This is a genomic window from Kitasatospora sp. NPDC023176 (assembly GCF_055560495.1).
On sequence record NZ_JBVHIP010000085.1, the window covers coordinates 1 to 4,198 of the forward strand.

The following is a 4,198-nucleotide window of genomic DNA, read 5'->3' on the forward strand; positions in this document are numbered from 1 at the left end:
ACTGCAGGGGGGACCCTGTGGGAGAGTAGGACGCCGCCGAACAATTCTTCAGAAAAGCCCCTGATCCTTACGGATCAGGGGCTTTTCGCATTTCCGCTCAGTTGTCGTCGCCGCCCTGCGGCTGGTCGTCGTCGGTCTTCGGTTGCCCCTGGGCCTGGGCCGGCGTCGCCCCAGCGGTGGGGGCCTTGGAAGGCATTGCCCCACCGGAAGGCGTCGCTCCGGCCGATGTCGCCGGGGCCGACGGGTCTGCCGAACCGGCCGCCGACGGGGTGTCGGCCTGGGGCGCCTGGGCCGCGGGCACTGCCGCCGTTCCCCAGGACGGCCGGTCGAGCCACTTGTCCGCGCTGTTGGTGAGCCGGGCGACGCCCGTACCGTCCGGCCGCATGCTGTACAGGTCCGCGCCGGAGCCCGCGGGCGCCTGGGCGAAGACGATCGACTTGCCGTCGGGCGCGTAGGCGGCCGAGCCGTAGAAGGCGGTGGACGGGGCGGGGGTGAGGGCGCCGATGGCGGTGCCGTCGGGGTGGACGGTGTAGATGCCGCCGCCGGGGGCGTTGTCGGGGCCGGCCGGGTGGGTGGTGAAGAGGATCTGGGTGCCGTCGGGGGACCAGGCCGCGCGGTCCCCGGCCCGCAGTTCCCAGGGGGTGAGCTGGCGCAGGCCGGTGCCGTCCGCGCTGACGACGTAGATGGCGCGGCTGTTGGCGGGCTGTGCGGTGGCGCTGGTGCGGTACTCGAAGGTGAGCTGCTTGCCGTCGGGCGACCAACTGGGGTTGCTGATGGCGCCGGAGTAGGGCTTGTCGTTGGTGAGGAAGGTGAGCCGCTGGACATTGGTGCCGTCGGGGCTCATCAGGTAGAGGTCCGAGTACTGGACCTGGTTGTTGTGGGCCTGGTCGAGGGCGCCCCAGGAGCGGCTGAAGGCGAGCTGTTTGCCGTCCGGGGAGAAGGCGGGGGCGCGTTCGTCCTCGTTGGCGCAGTCGGCGGTGGCGCTGCTGGTGTCGCAGAGCTGGCTGATCTGGTGGGCGTTGTCGCCGCTGGGGGAGACCGTCCAGAGGCGGGCCGTGCCCGTCTGGGGGTCGGTGCGGTCGAAGGCGACGGCAGCGCCGTCGGGGGACCAGTCGGGGCGGTCGTCGCGGGCGCGCTCGGGCGGCTGGGTGATCTGGTGCTGGCCGGCGCCGTCGGGGCCGACGGTGACGATGGCACTGGTGGTGCGGGTGGCGTCGGTGTAGGCCCGGCCGACGATCAGTCCGTTGTGGGCCTCGGCGTTCGCGGCGCCGACGACACCGGGGGTCGCGGACGGGCTCGGATCGGGGGTGGCGGTGGGTGATTCCGGGCGGATCTCGGACAGCGGGATGTCGCCGGGTTCGGCCCCGCAGCCGGTGAGCAGGGTGCCCAGAAGCAGGAGGCCCGCCCCGGCGGTTGCGCGGGTGCGGGCCTTGCTGCTGGTGGGGGACTGCCGTGTGCCGGTGATCCGTGCCATCTCCGTATCCGACCTTTCCGACCGCTCCGACGGGTGCCGCGGCTCCGATGTGGGAGGGACGCGTGACGAGTCCAGGAGGAAGGCCCCTGGAAGGAGCTGTCACTGTGTCAGACGGGGGCCGTCGGCGACCGGGCGACACGCGACGGATCGCGTTCACTCGGTCACCAGGAGTAGACGGCGGGTCGGGCGGGGAGCGGGTCAGCCCTGGGCGGCGCGGCGCTCGGCCTTGGCGAGGGCCTCTGCCTCGTCCTCGGCCTCCGCGACCTCCAGGGTGGGCGCGGTGCCGCCGAGCTGGGCGGGCAGCCACCAGGAGTCCTCGGGGCCGGACGGCTTGCCCGGGTACTCGCGCTGGGCCCGGTCGAGCATCTCGCTCATGGCGGCGCGCAGCTTTCTGGTGACCATCACGGGCTTGTCGCCCGGGACCAGGTGAATCGGCTCGCCAATCATGATCGTCACCGGGACGTGGCGCTTGGTGAGGGTCTTCGGACGGCCCTTGGTCCAGAGCTGCTGGGTGCCCCAGAGGATCACGGGCAGCAGCGGGGTGCCGGAGTCGGCGGCCATCCGGGCGGCGCCGGTCTTGAACTTCTTCAGCATGAACGAACGGCTGATGGTCGCCTCGGGGAAGACCCCGACGACCTCGCCGGCCCGGAGGGCGCGGACGGCCGCCTCGTAGGCGGGCTGGCCGTCGGTGCGGTCGACCGGGATGTGCTTCATGCCGCGCATCAGCGGGCCGGAGATGCTGTGCCGGAAGACGTCGTCCTTGGCCATGAAGCGGGTCTTGCGCTTCCCGCCGCGGTAGGCGCCGAGGCCGGCGAAGAGGAAGTCCAGGTAGCTGATGTGGTTGCTGACCAGCACCGCTCCGCCCTTGGCGGGAATGTGCTCGGCACCGATGATCTTGATGCGTACGTCGAGCGCACGGAAGGCGGTGAGTGCGGCGCCGATGACGGGCGGGTAGACGAACTCTGCCACGGTCAGTCCTGACTTCCACGGGCCGGGGCCCGGTACGACGGGTACCCGAGCCGTGCGCGGGAGCCGACCGGAGCACGGCACGCCGCGGCGGTCACGGGTGATACACGGAGATGATCCCCCGAACGAGTGCCTGCTGTCACCTGAGCCGTGCGGTCAAGCGGATTTTCGCGGTGTGATCTCGGTGATGAACCCGGAGCGGAACTTTTCCGTCTCCCGCCCCTCGGTGACCGGCCGGCGCTCAGGCCCCGGCGCCGACCCGGCCCTGGGCCCGGCGGACGATCGGGTAGATCTCGCAGCCCAGGCAGTAGCCGAAGGCGGCGTTCAGGAAGGCCGCGGCCAGGGCGAACGCGGCGGCCAGCAGGCCGAGCCAGGTGACTCCGGTGAAGTAGCCGAGGGCACCCACGGTGGCGAACACCGCCCCGCCGCCCTGGGCGAAGCGCAGCGGGCGCTCGTCCTCGGTCGCGGTGGGCGGCGTCAGGCGCGGGGCGACGAAGGTGTGGAACAGCCAGCCGTACGGGGACAGTCGGGGGCCGCCGGTCGCGCCGAGCACGAAGACCACGGCCTGGGCGGCCAGCAGCAGGCCGCTGCCGGTGATCAGGGCGGCGGCCAGCACCAGGGTGGTGAGTGCGGCGGCGAAGCGGGAACCGCGGGGGTCGGTCTGCAAGGAGGCTCCGGGAGGGTCGCGACGGACGGCTGCGGCGGGGTGCGTCAGCGACAGCGGGCGGTGGTGGCCAGACCCAGGTCGACGACGCGACGGACGGTCAGCAGCGGCGGGGAGGGGCGGTCGGAGTCCACCCGCCGATCGTACGGGCCCGGTGTCGGTAGGTCGACCACCCCTTTCGGAGCCCGCCCGCGCTGTCGCAGACTGGAGGGATGACCGGGCTGCTGGTGTGCGTCGTCGTGCTGGCGGCGGCGACCGCGTTCGGGCTGTTGAGGGCTGGGCGTGACGGGAGGCTGAGGGTGCGCACCAAGGACGGGACGGTACGGCTGTCGGAGTCGGAACTGGGCGGGCCGCTCGGTGAGCGGGCGACCCTGGTGCAGTTCTCCACCGCGTTCTGCCAGCCGTGCCGGGCCACCCGGCGGGTGCTCGCCGAGGTGGCGGAGATGGTGGACGGGGTCGTGCACGTCGAGCTGGACGCCGAGGCCCGGCTGGAGCTGGTCCGTCGGCTGGAGGTGCTGCGGACGCCGACCGTCCTGGTGCTGGACGCGGCGGGCCGGGTGGTGCGCCGGGCGGCGGGGATGCCACGCAAGGCGGACGTGATCGCGGCGCTCGGCCAGGCGGTGTGATCCGTGGGGGCTGGACGGGGACGGGGACGGGGACGGCGGATGACCGGTGGCAGATGACAGGTAACAGATAACGGATGACAGCGAACAGATGATGAAATCTGTTCGCTGTCATCCGTTACCCGTTTGCCGTCGGTTCGCACCGCCCCGTGAGGTGGACCCGCCCCCCGGCTGGGGCAGGATGGGCGCAAGCGGCGGCGCGCACCTCCCGCCCTAAGCTACTGGCCAGTAGTGACCACTGAGCTACCGGCGAGTATGCTGCCAGGAAGTTCCGGACCGGCACGGGAAACTCGCTGCCCGGAGCGGGTGCGTGGCGTGTTCGCACCCGCTTGCACGTCGCAGCCGCCGGACGAGACCAGTACAGGAGACAAGGCCGTGAGCTTGAGGATCGTCGTCTGTGTGAAGTACGTGCCGGACGCGACGGGTGACCGTCGTTTCGCGGACGACCACACCACCGACCGGGAGGGTGTG

4 protein-coding genes and 1 pseudogene are annotated in these 4,198 nt (G+C 72.0%); 2 read left to right on the plus strand and 3 right to left on the minus strand.

The annotated features are described in order from the left end of the window. Nucleotides 1-97: 97 nt before the first annotated feature. The 3 genes from ACZ3YL_RS42310 to ACZ3YL_RS42320 all read right to left on the minus strand — a co-directional run bounded on the left by ACZ3YL_RS42310 (nucleotide 98) and on the right by ACZ3YL_RS42320 (nucleotide 3,107). Complete coding sequence (locus ACZ3YL_RS42310) at nucleotides 98-1,474, minus strand: hypothetical protein (protein ID WP_465663178.1); 1,377 nt, start codon at nucleotides 1,472-1,474, stop codon at nucleotides 98-100. Nucleotides 1,475-1,672: 198 nt separating this feature from the next. Further along, nucleotides 1,673-2,443: a lysophospholipid acyltransferase family protein gene (locus tag ACZ3YL_RS42315; RefSeq protein WP_188307600.1), complete on the minus strand. Its 771-nt coding sequence runs from the start codon at nucleotides 2,441-2,443 to the stop codon at nucleotides 1,673-1,675. A gap of 238 nt (nucleotides 2,444-2,681) precedes the next feature. Then, nucleotides 2,682-3,107, minus strand: a complete 426-nt coding sequence (locus ACZ3YL_RS42320) for a DUF4395 domain-containing protein (protein ID WP_188307599.1) — start codon at nucleotides 3,105-3,107, stop codon at nucleotides 2,682-2,684. 209 nt (nucleotides 3,108-3,316) lie between these two features. On the opposite strand from ACZ3YL_RS42320, the gene ACZ3YL_RS42325 reads away from it, so the two are divergent. Together ACZ3YL_RS42325 and ACZ3YL_RS42330 are read left to right on the plus strand one after the other, a co-directional pair. Further along, nucleotides 3,317-3,730, plus strand: a complete 414-nt coding sequence (locus tag ACZ3YL_RS42325; RefSeq protein ID WP_188307598.1) for a thioredoxin family protein — start codon at nucleotides 3,317-3,319, stop codon at nucleotides 3,728-3,730. Nucleotides 3,731-4,102: 372 nt separating this feature from the next. Then, nucleotides 4,103-4,198 (plus strand): annotated as a pseudogene (locus ACZ3YL_RS42330) (electron transfer flavoprotein subunit beta); the annotation flags it as partial.

What these genes read in the sequence shown, in the direction of transcription:
- ACZ3YL_RS42310 (WP_465663178.1), bottom strand. Translation starts at nt 1,474, where the DNA reads ATGGCACGGATCACCGGCACACGGCAGTCCCCCACCAGCAGCAAGGCC.
- ACZ3YL_RS42325 (WP_188307598.1), top strand. Translation starts at nt 3,317, where the DNA reads ATGACCGGGCTGCTGGTGTGCGTCGTCGTGCTGGCGGCGGCGACCGCG.